The sequence below is a fragment of the Adhaeribacter pallidiroseus genome, assembly GCF_003340495.1.
In the GTDB taxonomy this organism is placed as follows: Bacteria; Bacteroidota; Bacteroidia; order Cytophagales; family Hymenobacteraceae; genus Adhaeribacter; species Adhaeribacter pallidiroseus.
In genome coordinates, this window is sequence record NZ_QASA01000001.1 from 2763513 (window position 1) to 2781575 (window position 18063).

Annotated in this window: 13 protein-coding genes and 1 pseudogene; 10 read left to right on the top strand and 4 right to left on the bottom strand. The window is 43.1% G+C overall.

Annotated elements, in window-relative coordinates:
• Window positions 1-38 precede the first annotated feature (38 nt).
• Both AHMF7616_RS11015 and AHMF7616_RS11020 read left to right on the top strand, forming a co-directional pair.
• On the top strand, window positions 39-368 hold the full coding sequence (locus tag AHMF7616_RS11015; RefSeq protein WP_262511746.1) for a toxin-antitoxin system YwqK family antitoxin: 330 nt from the start codon (window positions 39-41) through the stop codon (window positions 366-368).
• A 418-nt stretch (window positions 369-786) separates the two neighbouring features.
• Window positions 787-1659 carry a DUF4349 domain-containing protein gene (locus AHMF7616_RS11020; protein WP_115372933.1) on the top strand — a complete coding sequence of 291 codons (873 nt, stop codon included), beginning with the start codon at window positions 787-789 and terminating at the stop codon, window positions 1657-1659.
• Between the two features lie 100 nt (window positions 1660-1759).
• Here AHMF7616_RS11020 and AHMF7616_RS11025 read toward each other — a convergent pair whose 3' ends face one another.
• Entirely contained in the window at window positions 1760-2959 is a 1200-nt protein-coding gene (locus AHMF7616_RS11025; RefSeq protein WP_115372934.1) for a THUMP domain-containing class I SAM-dependent RNA methyltransferase, read from the bottom strand.
• Between the two features lie 399 nt (window positions 2960-3358).
• Here AHMF7616_RS11025 and murB point away from each other — a divergent pair, with 399 nt between their 5' ends.
• Window positions 3359-4375 carry a UDP-N-acetylmuramate dehydrogenase gene (gene murB / locus AHMF7616_RS11030; RefSeq protein WP_115372935.1) on the top strand — a complete coding sequence of 339 codons (1017 nt, stop codon included), beginning with the start codon at window positions 3359-3361 and terminating at the stop codon, window positions 4373-4375.
• Between the two features lie 139 nt (window positions 4376-4514).
• Here murB and AHMF7616_RS11035 read toward each other — a convergent pair whose 3' ends face one another.
• A complete protein-coding gene (locus AHMF7616_RS11035; protein WP_115372936.1) occupies window positions 4515-6911 on the bottom strand; it encodes an endonuclease MutS2 in 2397 nt (798 codons plus the stop codon).
• Between the two features lie 159 nt (window positions 6912-7070).
• Between AHMF7616_RS11035 and AHMF7616_RS11040 the strand changes: the two genes are divergently transcribed.
• The 3 genes and pseudogenes from AHMF7616_RS11040 (at window position 7071) to AHMF7616_RS11050 (ending at window position 10150) form a co-directional block, all read left to right on the top strand.
• Window positions 7071-7526: a NanQ anomerase/TabA/YiaL family protein gene (locus tag AHMF7616_RS11040; protein ID WP_115372937.1), complete on the top strand. Its 456-nt coding sequence runs from the start codon at window positions 7071-7073 to the stop codon at window positions 7524-7526.
• Window positions 7527-7955: 429 nt separating this feature from the next.
• Entirely contained in the window at window positions 7956-9122 is a 1167-nt protein-coding gene (locus AHMF7616_RS11045; protein WP_115372938.1) for a sigma-54-dependent transcriptional regulator, read from the top strand.
• Window positions 9123-9321: 199 nt separating this feature from the next.
• Window positions 9322-10150, top strand: a pseudogene (locus tag AHMF7616_RS11050) (IS5 family transposase).
• A gap of 193 nt (window positions 10151-10343) precedes the next feature.
• Here AHMF7616_RS11050 and AHMF7616_RS11055 read toward each other — a convergent pair.
• Window positions 10344-11312, bottom strand: a complete 969-nt coding sequence (locus AHMF7616_RS11055) for an IS5 family transposase (protein WP_115372075.1) — start codon at window positions 11310-11312, stop codon at window positions 10344-10346.
• A gap of 103 nt (window positions 11313-11415) precedes the next feature.
• Window positions 11416-12429, bottom strand: coding sequence for a long-chain-fatty-acid--protein ligase (locus tag AHMF7616_RS11060; protein ID WP_115372939.1), 1014 nt, complete (start codon window positions 12427-12429; stop codon window positions 11416-11418).
• 169 nt (window positions 12430-12598) lie between these two features.
• Here AHMF7616_RS11060 and AHMF7616_RS11065 point away from each other — a divergent pair, with 169 nt between their 5' ends.
• The 4 genes from AHMF7616_RS11065 (at window position 12599) to AHMF7616_RS11080 (ending at window position 18026) form a co-directional block, all read left to right on the top strand.
• Entirely contained in the window at window positions 12599-13159 is a 561-nt protein-coding gene (locus tag AHMF7616_RS11065) for a hypothetical protein (RefSeq protein WP_115372940.1), read from the top strand.
• Between the two features lie 635 nt (window positions 13160-13794).
• Window positions 13795-14913, top strand: a complete 1119-nt coding sequence (locus AHMF7616_RS11070; protein WP_115372941.1) for an NAD-dependent epimerase/dehydratase family protein — start codon at window positions 13795-13797, stop codon at window positions 14911-14913.
• A gap of 48 nt (window positions 14914-14961) precedes the next feature.
• A complete protein-coding gene (locus tag AHMF7616_RS11075; protein WP_115375562.1) occupies window positions 14962-17022 on the top strand; it encodes an SDR family NAD(P)-dependent oxidoreductase in 2061 nt (686 codons plus the stop codon).
• Window positions 17019-18026, top strand: coding sequence for an MDR/zinc-dependent alcohol dehydrogenase-like family protein (locus AHMF7616_RS11080; protein WP_199474179.1), 1008 nt, complete (start codon window positions 17019-17021; stop codon window positions 18024-18026). The genes AHMF7616_RS11075 and AHMF7616_RS11080 overlap by 4 nt, the downstream gene beginning before the upstream one ends.
• The last annotated feature ends 37 nt before the right edge of the window (window positions 18027-18063 follow it).

Sequence of the window (18063 nt, forward strand, 5' to 3'; positions counted from 1 at the left end):
GCGATTGGAAAGCTTTTTACGATAGCAAACAAATCAGCCTGCAAGAAACTTATGCTAATGGCAAGTTAACTGGCGAACGTTTAGCTTATTACCCAAACGGTCAGGTGAAGGAAAAAGCTACTTACGAAAACGGCAAAATTGTAAGTAAAGTCATTACTTACCACGAAAACGGCAAAGTGCAATCCGAAACGGAATATAAAAACGGCTTGAAAAATGGCGCTTTCAAACAATTTTACACTTCCGGCCAACCCGAAATAACGGGTAATTACCGATATAACCGGCAAATTGGCACCTGGAAATATTTTGATGAATCGGGTAAAATAATAAAGAACACTGTATATAGAAACGGAATAGCAGTAGCGGAGTAGTAATTATATTAAAAGATAATGAAAAGGTGAAACTTTGGTTTCACCTTTTTTTATGTTCAAATTTTAAAAAATGCATCAAAACTTATGCAGAAATATGAACAATGGCATCTTTGTAATATACATCAGAAAATATGAAGCCGTATTTAATCCACCATCGGTCGTACCTAAAGCCCTGTTTTAACTTATTCTATACCATTGCGCACGGAGTAACGGTGTTGCTGATAGTAAGTGCCTTTTACCTCATTAATCTGCCTTCCGGTAAGTTGGCTCCTAAGCCTCTGGCATCGAAGAAAACTACCCTGGAAACTGCCAAATCACCTAATTCTAGAATCCCTCCTGGATAAAATTTAAGAATTCACCCTACTCCTATTCTAAACCCAAAAATAGATATTGAATATTTAAACTTAATTATACCAATATGAAGAAGACTCTCCTTAGTGTAAAATATATTACGGTACTTTTAATTTGGGTCGTAACTATAAGCTGCGAAAGCCAAACCATCGGTAAAGTAGAACAATCGGAAGGGCCGGTAGTTTCGTCCCCAGCCATGGATACTTCTTACGGGAATGCTAAATTAGAGGCGGTTCAAGTGATGCAGGAACAAGCTGCACCTCCCACCAACCTGGATCAAAAAATTATCCGGAAGGCTACGCTGCGCTTTCAGGTAGCAGATTTTAGGAAAAGCGCGGAGGTCATCAACCAGATAATTCCTCAGTTCCAGGGTCAACTTCTTAGTGCCAACGAAAACCGCACCGAAAACACCCTGGAGAGCAACTCGGTTATCAAAGTATTACCGCAACAGTTTGAGCCTTTAATCGCCAAATTAGCGGAACAAAGTATTTACCTGGATTCTAAGAATATTACTTCCGAAGATGTAACTACCGAATACATTGATATTGCTGCCCGTCTGAAAACAAAGAAAGCCGTAGAATTACGGTACCTGGATTTATTACAGCAGGCGCGAACGGTGAAAGATATTATTGCGGTAGAAAACCAACTGCGCCAAATACAAGAAGAAATTGAAAGCACCGAAGCCCGTATTACTTACCTCAGCCGGCAAACGAGTTATAATACCATTGAGTTAACGTACTACCAAAAATTAGGGGCTACATCTTCGCCGGATACCAGCTTTGCTGTACGGGTGCGCAATGCGCTACAGGGTGGCTGGGATGTTTTACTTGGTCTCTTAATTGGTCTAATCCATCTGTGGCCATTGCTGCTTATCTTCCCGGTACTGTTCATTTATCTTCGCTGGTTCCTTCGCAAGTATTCTACAAGTCGGTCTGTATGATAAAAATTTAAAAAAAAGGTAGTTGTTCAATTCAACTAAGTATTACCTATTTTAAAAGATTAACCAGAACTTAATTGCAAGTTAATGGCAGAAAGTGGTATTATATCACATCTAACTTTGGCTCTTCTTTTATCTTGCGCGTACCCCGGTATAACTCGTATTTTAGCAGGCGGCATTCTATGGGGCCGTTGTACAAAGGAATCCGGCGCGACGTTTTCAGGCCGATATGTTTGGCAGCTTCCAGGTTACCGGTAAAAACAAAGGCATCGTAACCCGAAAAATTAGTTTTAAAAGTATCTCCTATTGTTTTATACAATTGGTTTAGATTATCCTGTATAATGCGCTCACCATAAGGTGGATTAACCAGTACAATTCCTTTTTCACCTATGCCTTGCACTTCTTTTATATCGCGCACGCGTATTCGAATATAATCATCTAAATCGGCATTCGTGATATTACTCCGGGCAGCTTCGATGTAATCTTTATCAATGTCGGAGCCCATAATGGTAACTTCTTGTTCGGGCAAACGGGCGGCTTCCGCTTCGGCTACCAGGCGCCGGTAAAAGGGTTCGTCAAAATCCGGCCAGTTCATAAAACCAAATGAATGCCGCCGGTACAAGCCAGGCGCTATGTTGTGCGCCAATAGAGCCGCTTCCGTTAAGAAAGTGCCGGAGCCGCACATGGGGTCAATAAACGGCGATTTCTTATCCCAAGCCGTTAGTAAAATAATGCCGGCGGCCAGCACCTCACTCAAAGGAGCCACGTTGGTTTGCAAACGGTAACCGCGGCGGTGCAGCGAATCGCCGGAAGCATCCAGGGCCAAAGTCACAAAATTTTCGTGCATGTGCAGGTTCAAGCGCACATCCGGTCGTTCTACGTCCACCGAAGGCCGTTGCCCCGTACGTTGCCGAAACTGGTCCACAATGGCATCCTTAGTTAACTGCGACACGAACAACGAGTGTTCAAAGGAAGACTGGTTCACCACGCTCTGAATCGCAAAAGTCTGATCGGCTTGAAGGTAATCCGCCCAATTAATTTTACTTACCTGGCGGTATAAGTCGCGTTCGTCGCGGGCTTTAAAGGTGCGGAATGGTTTTAAAATTCGAATGGCCGTGCGGCACCAGAGATTAGCCCGGTACAATAAGCTTTTATCACCCGCAAATTCAACTGCCCGGTTGCCCAGGTATATGTTCTGCGCACCTAAATCTGCCAACTCCTGCGCCAATATTTCCTCTAAACCAAATAAAGTAGTAGCAATGTAATTAGAAAAGTCTGGTGGCGGAGTAGTTGAAGCAGTCATTTAATTCCTTATAAAGTTTATCAAAAAGCAAATATACTTCTTTCTTGGGGGAACCGGAGCATTCATCCCGCCCATCAACTTATCGTTCCATTATTCTTATTTCTAAACAAACGAGCGTACGGCTCGAACGAAAACGAAGTAAGAATGAAAAGAACAACTAAAAAGAGTTACCAGTTTACTGAGTAAAAATAAAATAATGAATGCGTAAGGCCATCACGAGTATTCAACTACTAATTGCAGTGCAGTCAACTAATTATTTGATTTTTAAAATTTTAAATTATTCTGTTTAAAAATTCATTATGCCTTTTAACAGTTTGCTATTAAAATTAGCACCCAGTTTTATAAATCTTTGTCATACGCTTCTACGGCGAATACGTACTTTTGCGGTAAATTTATACTATGGAATTACAACGCGACATTTCGCTGCGGGCTTATAACACTTTTGGGATGGATGTAAAAGCCCGATTCTTTGCAACTTTCTCCAATGTAGGTGAACTGCAGGATTTGCTTCGGTTACCAGAACTGCAAAATTTACCGCACCTAATATTAGGGGGAGGCAGCAATATTTTATTTACCCAAGATTTTGAAGGCGTAGTGCTGAAGAACAATATTCTGGGAATTGAGACCACGGAACTAGATGCTGATTATTATTTGGTGAAAGCAAGTAGCGGTGTAGCCTGGCACGACCTAGTAGTGTATACTTTGGAGCAAGAACTTGGTGGATTAGAAAATTTATCTTTGATTCCGGGTACAGTAGGTGCCGCTCCTTTACAAAATATTGGCGCGTATGGCGTAGAATTAAAAGATGTCTTTGAAAGCCTAGAAGCCGTACACCTAGCATCGGGCGAATTACAAACCTTTAACGCTGAGCAATGTAAATTTGGTTACCGCGAAAGCATTTTTAAACATGAATTAAAAGGCCAGTACATCGTGGTTTCGGTTACTTTACGATTACGTAAAAAGCCTGTTTTTAACACTTCTTACGGAGCCATAACGCAAACTTTGGTTAGTATGCAAGTAGTGGAAATAAATGCCCGGGCCATTAGCGAAGCAGTTTGCCAGATTCGTCGGAGCAAGCTCCCCGACCCTACGCAAATAGGCAATGCGGGTAGTTTTTTTAAAAATCCAGAAATTTCTATCACACAATTTCAGGCTTTACAGCAAGATTACCCTACCATACCGAGTTATCCCACCGCTACGGGTCAGGTGAAAGTTCCGGCGGGTTGGTTAATTGAACAAGCCGGCTGGAAAGGCCGCCGCTTTGAGGCTTATGGCGTACATAAAGACCAGGCATTGGTGTTAGTGAATTATGGCGGGGCGCAAGGCAACCAGGTAAAAGATTTGGCTCACCAGATTATAGCTTCGGTGCAAGAAAAGTTTGGCATTCAACTTCAACCAGAAGTTAATATCATTTAATTCATCTTACTGATAAACAATATTTAAACATAAATATAGCAGCCTAAATTTTTAAAAATTCAACCAACATACTGGTATTAAAAAGCTTCTTCCAAATTACCGGAAGAAGCTTTTTTGTTCAATTTAAAAAAGGCGGTTCTTACTTCAACACCACTAAACTTACCCCATCGCCGCCACGCTCAATGTGCTCATCGCTGATGCTGGCTACTTCGCGCTGCGAACGCAGATAATCCCGGATGATTTGTTTTAATATGCCGTTACCCCGTCCGTGAATAATTCTAATCTCCGGAATTCCCAACATTACCGCATCATCCACAAAGCTCATGACCCGGGTTAAAGCGTCTTCGGCCCGTTCGCCGCGCACATCCAGCGACGTACTAAAGTCCGACATACGTTGGGTAAGATCCAGGCCGCGGGCAAAACCAGGAACCGCTACTTCTTTTTCTTTTTTCGTTTTTTTAACTGCTCCCTCTACCCGCTCCAGGTTGGCAACTTTTACAATGGTTTTTAAATCACCGAACATTACTTCGGCGGTATTGCCTTTCACCGAAACAATTTCTCCCTCGGATTCCTGGCCCACTAAAGCTACCTTATCGCCGGGGTTTAAGGTTTTGGTGCCCGCCGCGGTCCGCAGTAAACTTCTGGATTCGAGTTTCAGTTCTTTTTCTACAAATTGTTCCAGTTCCTGCCGAGCTTGCTTCGTGGGCTCTTTGTCGGCGTTCGCATCCCGGATTTGCTTAATCGTGGATTCAATTTGCTTGTTGGTATCTTTTAATAAAACTTTAGCTTTTAATTTGGCTTCCCGCAGAATGTCATTTTTGTTTTCTTCGATAAGCTTTTTTAACTCGGTGTATTCTTTGGCCGCCGCCCGTAGTTTACGCTCTTGCGTTTCCATTTCCAGGTTGCGCTTCTCGAAGGTATTTTTCTCTACCTCTAATTCTTCGAGTAAACGGTCGTACCGGATCTTATCTTTACCGACCAGCTTGCTCGCTTTCTGCACGATCTCTTTGGGTAAACCAATTTTACGGGCAATCTCGATGGCAAACGACGAACCCGGTTTACCAATATCCAGTTGGTAGAGTGGTTGCAATTCTTTCGGATCGTAGCGCATAGCGCCGTTCACAATGCCTGCTGTGTGCTCGGCGTAGTTTTTTAAATTGGTGTAGTGGGTCGTAATTACCCCGTAAGCCTGGTTCTGGTTTAATTTTTCCAACACCGCTTCGGCAATGGCACCGCCCAATTGGGGCTCGGTACCGGTACCAAATTCATCAATTAACACCAAGCTTTTTTTATCGGCAAACAACACAAATTGCTTCATGTTTTGCAGGTGCGAGCTATAGGTACTTAAATCATTCTCGATGGATTGCTCATCGCCAATGTCAATAAACAAATTTTCAAAAATACCGGCTTCCGATCCTTCCGCAACCGGAATCAGCAAACCGCATTGCACCATGTACTGCAAAGTGCCCACGGTCTTTAAAGCCACCGATTTACCACCGGCGTTCGGACCCGAAATTACTAATATCCGCTGCTCGGGGTTTAACGAAATAGTAAGCGGCACTACCCGGCGTTGCTGCGCCGATAAAGATAAAAACAAAAGTGGGTGCCGAGCTTCTTTAAAACTTGCCCGGGGCTGTTTGTGTAAACCTGGTAAGGTAGATTCGGTACGATTGGCAAAAATCGCCTTCGCCCGGATAAAATCCAGTAAGCCTAAATACTGATAAGCCTTTCGTAAATCCGGAATATAACTGCGTAGCAAAGTAGTTAACTCGGTTAAAATCCGGATTAATTCGCGGTTATAAGCATTCTCCAGTTCCTTAATGTCGTTGTTTAAGCCAAACACTACATCTGGCTCAATATAAACCGTTTGTCCCGTGGTAGACTCATCGTGAATCAAGCCTTTTACTTTGCGTTTATACTCCGCTATAACCGGAATAACAATGCGCCCGCTACGAATCGTGGGTTCGGCGTCGCCGGGCGTCCAGCCTTCGTTTTTGGCGTGTCGCAAAATACTTTGGATCTGCTTGCGTAAAATTCCTTGCTGGGCAATTAACTCGCCTTTTAAACGGCTTAAAGCGGGCGAAGCCGAATCTTTCACTGTCCCGTTATCGTCTACTACTTTATCCAGGCTGATCGTTAATTTTTTGTCTATTTCAATGTTAGCGCCCAAACTTTTCAGGTACGGGTACAACCCTTCTTCCGACTCGTAGAAAAAACCCAAAGCTTGCCGGACCGTGCGGAGCGACATTTTTATTTGAAAAAAAGCCGAAACATCTAAAAAGCTGCCTTCAATGGCGGCGCGGTTTAAGGCTTCTGTAACATCAAAGTAATACTGCGTCGGAAACTCAGCTCCCGCGGCCAGTAAACTTTTAAATTCATGGGTTTGCTCCAGCAATTTATGAATGAGGTCGTGCCGCGTTAAAAATTGCATCCGGGCCACAAACTGACGGCCTAAAGGGCTTAAGCAAGCCTCAGCCAATATTTCCCGGATCTGGGTGAAACCTATTTTCTGCTCAAAATTCTGAGGATAAATCAAAGCTATTTTAAATTTTTGTTTAGTAACCTTATGTAACGTTTGTAGTTGGGTATTATGTTCCGGCTGAGGCTTGCTTTTCTGGTAAATTCCTGCAAATATGCCGAAACAATCCTGGTTCCGGTAACAATTTTTAAGGACCTTCTACTTTTTTAAATTTTTATGATTTTCGACCATTTAGATAATGCGGCCCGTTACGCTGCTTTGCACCCCGACTTTGCGGTGGCATTTGATTTTTTAAAAGATAATCAAGTAGACCAACTACCCACGGGTAAACATAATATTCGGGGTGAGAGTATTTTTGCGATTATCTCGGATGATTTTGGTTTTGGCGGCCAAGAACAAGCTAGGTTAGAGGCACACCAAAAATACCTGGACATACAGGTAGTGCTGGCGGGTACCGATGTCATGGGTTGGCAACAACTAGGCGCCTGCCCGCAAATTCAGGAACCTTATTCTCCGGAGCGTGACGTGGTTTTTTACAGCGATCAACCCTTGGTTTGGTTTAAAGTACCGGCTCAGCATTTTGTTATTTTCTATCCCGAAGATACCCACGCACCTTTAGCCACCGCCGAAAAGATCCGGAAAATAGTCTTTAAGATTTTGCTTAAGCCGTAAAATTTTAAAAATATAAGGGATTCATCATCAGCAAAATGCTTCTGTTCATCTTTACTATTTATTTATAAATAACGCAGGCGTTTTTATGGTTACCAACTATTGGTCAGCATTCCCGATTATAGTTTTTTTAAATTATTTAGGTTAATAATTTTCACCAACTCGTACTATCTTCAGTAAGTAAGTTCTATTTAAAGTTTATGAATTACTTAGGCAAAATAGAAAAAAAACCTTTTTAATTTTATGTAGCTGCTAACTGATTATTTGTAGGTCATCGAACAGCTACCTACATCAAACTGCTTTGTTTTTACTATTTACCGGAAGTAAATGATTTAAACCTGATAAAAATTAATAAATTTAAAAGGTTAAAACGTAAATCTGATTTTTGTTTCGGATGCGTTACTAAAAATTACATTCAAAGAATTCAACTACATGCCCAAAATACTCATAATTGATGACGAACGTAGTATTCGTAGTACCCTTAAAGAAATTCTGGAATATGAAAATTATACCGTTGACGAGGCTCCGGATGGCGAGGTAGGGCTGGATCAATTACGTAAAAACAAGTACGATGTAGTGCTTTGCGATATTAAGATGCCGAAAATGGACGGATTGGAAGTGTTGCAGCGCGCCCGTATTCTAGTGCCGGATGTACCGTTTATCATGATTTCGGCCCATGGCACCATTGATACCGCGGTTGATGCTACTAAAAAAGGAGCCTACGACTTCTTGCAGAAGCCACCGGATTTAAATCGTTTATTAGTTACCGTTCGTAATGCTCTCGACAAAGCAAATTTGGTAACGGAGACTAAAGTTTTAAAGAAAAAAATTTCCAAAAACTACGAAATGGTGGGCAGTTCGCCGGCTTTGGAAAAAGTACGCCGGGCCGTTGATAAAGTAGCCCAAACCGATGCCCGTGTTTTAATTACGGGCCCGAACGGAGCCGGTAAAGAAATGGTGGCCCGCCAACTGCACGAGAAAAGTAACCGTTCCGAAGGCCCGATGGTAGAAGTGAACTGCGCGGCTATTCCCAGCGAACTAATCGAAAGCGAATTGTTTGGCCACGAAAAAGGCTCGTTTACCTCGGCGGTAAAGCAACGGATCGGTAAATTTGAACAAGCTAACGGTGGTACTTTATTTCTGGACGAAATCGGGGATATGAGTTTATCGGCGCAAGCCAAAGTACTGCGGGCTTTACAGGAAAATAAAATTACCCGGGTGGGCGGCGAAAAAGAAATTTCCGTGGACGTTCGGGTAGTAGCCGCTACCAACAAAGATTTGCTCCGGGAAATTGAGGAACGTAATTTCCGCGAAGACCTTTACCACCGCTTGGGTGTAATTCTGATTCATGTACCGCCTTTAAACGAACGCCGCGAAGATATACCGGACCTGGTGCAAAAGTTTTTAGCTGATATTGCCCGCGATTACGGTTCTAAACCCAAGCGCATCACCCCCGCGGCCCTCGCTTTTTTACAACAACTCGACTGGCGCGGCAATATCCGGGAACTCCGCAATGTAGTAGAGCGGCTAATTATTATGAGCGACGAAGAAATATCAGAAGAAGATGCCCGTTCTTTCGCCCGCCCGGCGGTTTCTTAAATATAGTTGTTCGTTGCTGGTTGTTAGTTGTTGTTCATACTAATTTTTTAAATTTTCAAACTTTAAGGAGGATTAATAAGCTTAAAAGCAAATTGATCCTCCATTTTTTTTGACAATTTTGTCTTACCTGAAGCTATGAAATACAATAGACTTCTTTCAAAAGTAATTAGATATTAAGTAAATAGCAGAACTTTGCGGTATGGTGACAAAATACGAACAAATCCGCTTTTTAAGCGAAGCTCTTTTCCGGCGCTTAACAGGGGTGCATAAAGCCACCTTTGAGCACATGAAAGCAGTTTTAAGCGAACAAATAGCCAAAAACAAGAAAGTTCTCGGTCGTCCTAGTCGCTTGTCGGAGGCCGATCAAGTATTGATGATGTTAGAATATAATCGGGAATACCGGACCTATTTTCACATCGCTCAGAGCTACCAAGTGAGTGAAGCCACGGCCTTCCGCTTGATTACACGAGCGGAAAATCTTTTACTCCAATCCGGGGAATTTAGCTTACCTGGCAAAAAAGCCCTTCTCCAAAGTTCCATCAGTTACCAAGTAGTACTGGTAGATGCTACGGAGACAAGAATCGAACGTCCCCAAAAAAACAAAGACGCTACTACTCGGCTAAAAGAAACAACATCATCTGAAAACACAAATGATAGTGGATAAGAAGAGCGGAAAAATCATTTGTACGCATTTTGCCAAAGGAGCAGTGCATGATTTCCAACTTTTTAAATGCAGCCAGCTTAAACTCCCAACTCCTATCCTGCTATTAGCGGATTCGGGTTATCAAGGAATCAAAAAGTTGATCCCGCAAGCCCATACCCCGAAGAAGGCCTCCAAACATTATCCTTTAACGCGGCAAGACCAGCAACAAAACCGAGCGTTGTCTTCCCAGCGAATCAAGATTGAAAACGTGTTTGGTTTTCTTAAACGATTCAAAATTTTTGCTACCAAGTATAGAAATCGTCGAAAGCGCTTTGGCTTACGCTTTAACCTCTTTGCTGCCATTGCTAATTACGACACTATCTAAGTACTTTTGAAAGAAGTCTAATAAATCAGTACAGCTTTAGTATACGATTGCCCGAATTTAAAAGTCACGGATGTAAATCTGCGCCATAGTTACAGTGCTTCCTAGTTTTTACAGTTATCCATCTACTAACAACTAACAACGACTTTGTTGCAACGGGACTCTTTTCTACTAGCTCGCTTATAGCGAGCAGTAGCTAAGCTACTAGGTAGGCCAGAGGCATTCCCTGGTGGCGATAGATGTTTAAGATTTTACATTTTAGTTCTACTTCTGTTTTCTGATTTTCTATTTTCCGGGTCCTCATCTGGGCGGAGAAAGTAGTTTTGTAGCGAAACATAGCTACCTCATTTAAACTTCGGCGATGATAGCCAGCTTGGATTTTCCAGGCTTTTCGATCGTGCTCTTGCCTATATTCGACTGCCTCATTGCGCTGCCGTAGGTATTCTGGTACCGGCTTCTTCTGGGTACCTTTATGTACCACTGCATCTTTGGACGGGGGTATAATTTGCTTAATGCCCCCTGCTAGGAGCTCTCGCAACTTAAAGTCATCATAAGCGCCATCCCCTATAAAACTACTCAGCTGAGCAGTCTTGCCTTGCAGCAACTTGCCCGCGACCACCGCATCATCTTCCCCATTCGTAGTCAACGCCACAAAAACGATCTCTTGGGTATCAACAGCAATACCGATGTGCAATTTGCGCCAAGTTCTATGCTTGGAAGCCCCGTGTTTTCTTACTTTCCACTCGCCTTCCCCGTATACTTTTAAACCGGTAGAATCGAGCGCAATAGCTAGCTTTCGGTTGCGGGCTAATGCTTTACTTACTTCTACTGGCAGGCAGCTTTGTCGGCGGCAAAGAGTAGTATAATCTGGTACGGCATAATCTTTATAGCCTAACATCGCCAGCAAACTAGAAACAAAGCCGGTCGTCTGCCGCAGCGGCTGATGATACACCTGGCCTAACAACAAACAGCATTGGATTACACAATCAGCATATAAGCATTCCCCTACTACTTTCTGGCTCGGATCAATCTCGCGCCACGCTCTTAACACGGAATCTTCCAGCCATAAAGTCAAACTACCTCTTTGAACTAAACTGCTAGTATAGGCTTTCCAATTTTTAACTTTATACCTATCTTTAGCCGGGATTGTAGGCGATGGTAACATCTCTTCTTTATGGTTTCGTCACTACAAAGATAGACTGCAATCCCTTTTTTACCTATCCCATTCTCAACGTTGCAACAAAGTCACTAACAACTAATAACCACTACTAACCGACCAGCAAATTACAACCCCGGATATCCGAATTATCAAAACGGCCCAGCACTTCAAAAGAACCATCCGGATGTATTTTGCCAATATCTTTGGTTTCGATAAAAGCGCAGGAGTCTACATTGGCCAGATCAATAATATTAATGCCGCCGGTTTTTAAATCCGGATTTAGGTCAAAAGGATCATTCATATCGCGCAATAAAATGCGCATGATGCTTGGTTTTTTAAAAATTCCTTGCTCTTGCGAATAAGCCTGCGACAGCAACTCCGTCATCCCGTACTCCGAATGAATAGTGGTTACCCCAAAAGCTTCCTGCAATTGGGCATGAAGTTCCGGACGAATCATTTCCCGACGCCGGCCTTTCATGCCGCCGGTTTCCATGATTATGACGTTGCGGAATAAACCGGCTAAATTATGGGCACTAACGTAATCTGCCAGATCCAGCAAAGCATAAGTAACACCAAACAAAAAAATATTTTTGTTGCTCGTTTGGGGCCGTTCCAGGATTCGAACCAGATCTTGCAGGTTGTATAGGAAAAAGCCCGGCTCATCCTGACCGGATTTTTGCATAAAATAACTGACCATTGCAACCAAAGACGAATTTCCTTGCTCTATATAGGAAGGAAGCAAAGCCAGAAAAGTATAATCCGCAAGAGGTCCGTATTGGCTCTCGAACAACAACTGGGTATTTTGCAGGTAAAATTGCAGATTGGGCAAAAAATGTTGGCTTCGTTCGGTTTGAGTAGTGCCGCTGCTTAAAAAAATGGTTTCTGCTGCATAATCATCCGTTTTAACCATTTGCGTTTTAAAAAACTCGATGGGTAAAAAAGGGATTTCGGACAATTGACTTACAGCGGCGGGCTTTACCTTTAATTGTTTTACATACGCCTGATACACCGTGTTATGGCGTACCTGGTAACGGAATAATTGCAATGCCCGCTGTTCAAAATCCTGATTGGTTTCAGGCACCTGACTATGAAGCTTTTGTTTAAATTCTTGTTTAAAATTCATCGGCGATGGACATAACATTTACCCTTTCTAATCGTTAAAATTTTAGTAAATTTAGATTTCCAGAAATAAAATCTTTGAATAAAGGTAAGCCTGTTTTTTCGGCTAAATTTAAAAAACAGATAATCTTAATAAACTTGCCAGCTATCCTATAAAACGTATTACCTATAAAATGAAAAACACCTATATCATTTTTTCTTTTCTACTCTTGCTTACTGGTTTGCTCGGGGCGTGCCATAATCCTCCTGAATTCCCCATCGAACCTAAAATTAGTTATAAAAATGTGGTACCTTATCATTTAACCGGCAGCAGAGGGGTTAGAGATTCCTTAGTAGTTATTGTTCGGTTTGAAGATGGCGACGGCGATTTAGGCTTAACCGACGCCGACAAAGATCCCCCATTTAATCCCCCGGGGCCCCAAGTACCTAATGGACCTAGTCTGCCACAAGGCGAGTTTTTTTATAATTACTTTATTAAAATGTTTGTAAAACGGAACGGGCAATTTGAAGAATATCAGTTCCCGAACGTAGGCGGTTTAAATGGGCGGTTTTTCCCGTTAGCGCCGGATGGCCGCACGGGCCCTTTGGAAGGTGATTTAAACTACAGTATTGTTATCCAGCCCCGGAGTGATTTCGCCCCTGGGGATGTGGTTAAATTTGAAGTGTACATTGTGGATAAAAAACTACACGTAAGTAACCGAATTACTACCGATGAAGTAACTCTTTTTAAGTAAACAAATACTAGCTATTTTTAAAAAACCGCTTCTACCGAGCGGTTTTTTTTTGACCGAGCTGCGACAATTTAAATTACGGCCGTGAAGTATGTAAAAATCAGGATTTTTAAAATTTTTTAATTTTCCGGCGAAAAGCAGTAGTTTCCAAAATCTGTAAAATACGGAAAAGTACTAGTTATAAAATACCGATTTTAGGAAATGAAGCAATGCTTTGTAGCCTGATAATAAAGTTTTTAGTTATTCCTAAAGATTTTGCCAGCCCGAGTAAACCTAAAAAAATCTTAAATTGATTTAGAAATTACTCTAAATAATTCGGCAGAGCTTCATCATCTTCTACAAACCATTTAGTTTTTATTACGTTTTAGGCTAATAATTCGATATACTAGATTATCAATATAGGCGTACAATATTGATAATTTTTACATTATTTTCCCCAATTTTTAAATAAATGCTCGGTAAAGCTATTTGGTTACGTTGCTTTCTTAATTTTGCCGCTACAAAATATCTATAAATTCTTCATGCGGATTAAGGTGCCCGAAGGAAGTTGTACCCGGATTAAAATTCAATACCATGATTACTTAATTTTGCTCACACTCTTTTACTTTTAAGCTTATTATACTACCTACCAAAAAACTATGAAGAAGAAAGTATTAATTACGGGCGGTGCTGGTTTTATCGGGTCGCACCTGGCCGATGAATTACTAAATTACGGTTACGATGTACGCGCCCTGGATAACCTCTCGGAACAGGTTCACGGGAAAGAATGCCAGCGTCCGGATTATTTAAACCCGCACGTAGAACTTATCGTGGGCGACGTACGGGATAAAAAAGTAGTATTAGAAGCGTTAGAAGGAGTAAGTGCGGTGTTCCATTTTGCCGCCATGGTGGGCGTAGGCCAAAGCATGTACGAAATCCGGGAATATACCGATGTTAATAATACTGGTACGGCGGTTTTATTGGAATGCCTGTCGCAAAAACCCGTGGAAAAGTTGGTGGTGGCCTCCAGCATGAGTATTTACGGCGAAGGCTTGTATAAAAATACGCAAGGCGAAGTAGTAATTGGCACCGAGCGGCCTTTAGAGCAACTAAAAGCGGGTAAATGGGAGGTATTGGATGAAAACGGCCAAGAGCTCACTCCTATTCCAACCTCTGAATCCAAAACACCTTGTTTATCATCGGTTTACGCTTTATCTAAGTTCGACCAGGAACGTATGAGTTTGCTGGTGGGCCGGGCATATAATATACCCACGGTAGCCATGCGCTTTTTTAACGTATACGGCACCCGGCAGGCTTTATCTAATCCGTATACCGGGGTATTAGCCATTTTTGCTTCTCGGTTCCTGAACGATAACCCCCCCATGATTTTTGAAGACGGTCAACAACAACGCGATTTCGTGCACGTACGCGATGTGGCCTTAGCATGCCGGTTAGCTTTAGAAGCTCCGGAAGCCAATGGCCAGGTATTTAACGTGGGCAGCGGAAATAATTATACTATTTCGGAGATAGCCGAACGGTTAGCGCAGGTACTAGGCAAAGATCAATTAAAAGCTCAGATTACGGGTAAATACCGGGTCGGTGATATTCGTCATTGTTATTCAGATATCTCTTTGGCACAGGAAGTACTAGGATTCCATCCGCAGGTAGATTTTAACAGTGGCCTACTAGAATTAGCGGAGTGGCTGGAAGGTCAGATTGCCTACGATCGGGTAAATGAAGCCAGCGCAGAATTAGCTGCTCGCGGCTTAACGGTATAAAACCGGTTACTTCTATCTCTGTTATTTAAATCTGAACAATTAATGTTAATGGATATACAATCTAATAATAATTTGGGAAATAAGAACCAGTCAGTGGTGGGGATGGTAGAATGGTTTCGGCCAGGAGAACACGAACGGGTAGAACAGGCTATGACGGCCTTAAAAGAACTTAAAATTACCGAATTGCGTACCGGAGTTTCCTGGGCCGAATACATTACGCCGGCCGGAAAAAACTGGTACAATTGGCTTATCCCGCGTTTAGCCGAGGAAGTAAACGTATTACCTTGTTTTCAGCAAACCCCTCCGACCTTGGGAGTGGTGCCGCGTACTTCTTCCCCCCTTAACAATCCGCCGGATTTTGCTGATTTTATAAAAGTTATTCTCACCGATTTAGGTCAGCATTTCGAATGGGTTGAATTATGGAATGCGCCAAATAATAAATCAGGCTACGATTACACCCGCGATAACAACTGGCACCGGTTTACCGAAATGATTACGGCCGGCGCAAAACAGGCCCACGAACAAGGTAAAAAAGTAGTTCTGGGAGGTATGAACCCCGTAGACCCAAACTGGCTGCAATTACTGTTCGACCGGGGAGTAATGACCTATATAGATGCCGTCGGCATTCAGGGCTTTCCGGAAGTATCTGATTCTGCCTGGGAAGGTTGGGAAGAAACTATTGCTCCCATAAACATAATTTTAAAAAAACAGCATTCCCCGGCGCAAATCTGGATTACCGCCGCCGGTTTTTCTACGTGGCAGCACGACGAATACCAACAGCTCCAGGAATTCCGGAATGTTTTGCAAGCGGATGTTTCCAGGGTTTACTGGAATAGCTTGCTGGATCAAAACCCAGACGCCGAACAAAATAATACGTACCTGGTAGATGAGCGGCAATTAAATTATGGTTTAATACGGCCGGATAATAGCCCCAAATTGTTATACCGGTTACTAGCCGAAAACGGGTTGGATGGCTTACAAAAACTAACCTGCATTAAAAGAGAAATCAATTTTAACTCCACCGATAAATACGCAGTAATTACCGGCGGAGCTGGTTTTGTGGGTACCAACTTAGCTAAACGTTTATTGCAGGAGGGTAAACACGTTTTAATTCTGGATAACCTGTCACGGCCCGGGGTGGAGCGTAACTTGCAATGGCTGCACGATAATTACGACCAACGCTTGCACATTTACGTAGGCGATGTCCGAAATTTAGCCACGGTTAAAAAAGTAATGCAAGGTGCCGAACAGGTATTTCATTTTGCTGCCCAGGTAGCCGTTACCACTTCGCTCGATTTCCCGATTAACGATTTTGAAATTAATGCCCGCGGCATCATTAACGTTTTAGAAGCCATCCGGGCCCAGGATAATCCGCCCCCGTTGGTGTTTACTTCTACCAACAAAGTATATGGTGGCCTGGAAGATCTACTATTTATAGCCGATGGTTCGCGTTATAATCCTTCTGATAAAACGATATTAAAGCACGGCATTGGCGAAAACCGGTCTTTAGATTTCCATAGCCCGTACGGCTGCTCCAAAGGTGCCGCCGACCAGTACGTAATTGATTACGCCCGTACCTATGGTATTCCGGCCGTTGTTTTTAGGATGAGCTGCATCTACGGCCCGCACCAGTACGGCAACGAAGACCAAGGCTGGGTAGCACATTTTGCCATCCGGGCCATCGAAAACAAAGCCATCAGTATTTACGGCGACGGCAAACAAGTACGCGACGTGTTGTTTGTTGAAGATTTAGTAGATGCTTTTCTTCTGGCTCAGGAACACATGACGGAAATTTCCGGACAAGCCTTTAACATTGGTGGCGGCCCCGAAAATACCACCAGCTTATTAGAACTGCTCGAATTAATCGGCGAATTTCAAGGTCAGAAAATTCCGTTGCAGTTTGGTAACTGGCGGCCCGGCGATCAGCATTATTACGTTTCGGATATCCGAAAATTTAAAAAAGCGACGGGTTGGTATCCTAAAAACTCGGTACCGGAAGGTGTGGCCAAGTTGTACCGCTGGTTATGCGAAACCCGGGGTATTGCGGTACCCGCTGCGTTTGCTCAGCCGGAAAAAAATAAAGTTACAAAAGTTGCTGTTGCTTCATGAATCCAGAATTAATTGCCTTACCTGAATTACGAAAAGAAAAAATAACGATGATGCGGGCAGCCGTTATCCAAAGCCCGCAAAATTTAAAAATAAAGCAAGTTGATCTGCCGGAACCTGGCCCTAACCAGGTTCGGATTAAGATGGAAGGCTGCGGGCTTTGCGCTTCTAATATTCCCGTTTGGCAAGGCCGGGAATGGTTTACCTATCCCATTGCGGCCGGCAATCCCGGCCACGAAGGCTGGGGCTTGGTTGATGCGGTGGGCGAAAATGTAACCCAGGTAAAGGTAGGCGACCGGGTGGCGGCTATCACCTACCATGCGTACGCCGAGTTTGATTTAGCCGAAGCGGATTCTTTGGTAAAATTACCCGTTACCTTTAATAACCTTCCGTTTCCGGGGGAACCCTTAGGTTGTGCCATAAATATCTTTAAACGTGCCGATATTCAGCCTGGGCAAACGGTAGCCATTTTGGGCATTGGTTTTTTAGGAGCTTTGTTAATTCAGTTAGTGAAACACGCCGGAGCCCGGGTAATTGCGCTTTCACAACGCGATTATTCTTTGAAAGTGGCCGAGGAATGCGGTGCCGATGCGGTTATTAAACTAGATGACCATTACCAAATAATCGAAAAAGTTAAAAATTTAACCAATAGTGCTTTTTGCCCGCGGGTAATTGAATGCACCGGCAAAGAATGGCCTTTGAACCTGGCGGGTGAACTTACGGCCGAAAGAGGAAAACTGATTATTGCGGGCTACCACCAAGATGGCATGCGGTCGGTGAATGTGCAGTTGTGGAATTGGCGCGGTTTAGATGTAATTAATGCCCACGAACGCGATCCGAAGATTTACCTGCAAGGCATGCTGGAAGCCGTAGAAGCGGTACTAAGCGGCCGGATCAATCCGCAACCTTTGTACACGCACACGTATCCTTTTGAAGAAATAGCCGAAGCTTTTCAAGTTCTGGAGAGCCGCCCCGATGGATTTATGAAAGCACTTATTCAGTTCTAGATTTTAGGCGCTAGATACGCGACGTTTAAGGAAAAAA

What these genes read in the sequence shown, in the direction of transcription:
- AHMF7616_RS11055 (WP_115372075.1), bottom strand. Translation starts at nt 11,312, where the DNA reads ATGTTACCATCGCCTACAATCCCGGCTAAAGATAGGTATAAAGTTAAA.
- AHMF7616_RS11080 (WP_199474179.1), top strand. Translation starts at nt 17,019, where the DNA reads ATGAATCCAGAATTAATTGCCTTACCTGAATTACGAAAAGAAAAAATA.
- AHMF7616_RS11045 (WP_115372938.1), top strand. Translation starts at nt 7,956, where the DNA reads ATGCCCAAAATACTCATAATTGATGACGAACGTAGTATTCGTAGTACC.
- AHMF7616_RS11025 (WP_115372934.1), bottom strand. Translation starts at nt 2,959, where the DNA reads ATGACTGCTTCAACTACTCCGCCACCAGACTTTTCTAATTACATTGCT.
- AHMF7616_RS11070 (WP_115372941.1), top strand. Translation starts at nt 13,795, where the DNA reads ATGAAGAAGAAAGTATTAATTACGGGCGGTGCTGGTTTTATCGGGTCG.
- AHMF7616_RS11060 (WP_115372939.1), bottom strand. Translation starts at nt 12,429, where the DNA reads ATGAATTTTAAACAAGAATTTAAACAAAAGCTTCATAGTCAGGTGCCT.
- AHMF7616_RS11075 (WP_115375562.1), top strand. Translation starts at nt 14,962, where the DNA reads ATGGATATACAATCTAATAATAATTTGGGAAATAAGAACCAGTCAGTG.
- AHMF7616_RS11020 (WP_115372933.1), top strand. Translation starts at nt 787, where the DNA reads ATGAAGAAGACTCTCCTTAGTGTAAAATATATTACGGTACTTTTAATT.
- AHMF7616_RS11065 (WP_115372940.1), top strand. Translation starts at nt 12,599, where the DNA reads ATGAAAAACACCTATATCATTTTTTCTTTTCTACTCTTGCTTACTGGT.
- AHMF7616_RS11040 (WP_115372937.1), top strand. Translation starts at nt 7,071, where the DNA reads ATGATTTTCGACCATTTAGATAATGCGGCCCGTTACGCTGCTTTGCAC.
- murB (WP_115372935.1), top strand. Translation starts at nt 3,359, where the DNA reads ATGGAATTACAACGCGACATTTCGCTGCGGGCTTATAACACTTTTGGG.